This is a genomic window from Caballeronia sp. LZ029 (assembly GCF_031451275.1).
Taxonomy (GTDB): domain Bacteria; phylum Pseudomonadota; class Gammaproteobacteria; order Burkholderiales; family Burkholderiaceae; genus Caballeronia; species Caballeronia jiangsuensis.
In genome coordinates this window covers 1-448 of the sequence record NZ_JARUXO010000041.1, presented here as the reverse complement: position 1 = coordinate 448, position 448 = coordinate 1, and the positions used below count along the sequence as shown (strand labels likewise).

The window sequence follows — 448 nt, the reverse complement described above, 5'->3', positions numbered from 1 at the left end:
GTGCCTGGAGAACGGATGCCGCAAAATCATAACAGGCTGGAAGGGTGCGTTATTGTGGCGCGTGCCTCGTTGGCGCACGGACAGCCCGACCATTTGTGCATCGGCGAACTTGGGGGCATCTGAATGATGCGTCGCTCTTCTTTTGGCAGTCGATAATCAGCGCAGCGTTTCGTCGAACGATCCATGGCAGCTTCTTCGACGCGGCGAAATCGATTAGCCTGTATCGTCTTCATGGACCTTCTTGAGCGCGACGACAATACAGCAACTCGACATATTTGCCGACAGCCGGGACGTAGCGCTGCGCAATGATGTGGTGGAGCAGTTGCAGCTTCGCGACGCCGCCGCGGCGCGAACGGCACTCACAGTGCTCGCCGGCGAATACCCGAGCGACAGTGCCCTGCCTTCCATGACGGTGCTTGTCCAGCAACTTGAGAACGCATCAACGCTC

The 448-nt window shown here is 58.3% G+C and carries 1 pseudogene; it reads left to right on the top strand.

Annotation, left to right across the window (positions count from 1 at the left end):
* Window positions 1–241: 241 nt before the first annotated feature.
* Window positions 242–448, top strand: a pseudogene (locus QCE73_RS33955) (hypothetical protein); the annotation flags it as partial.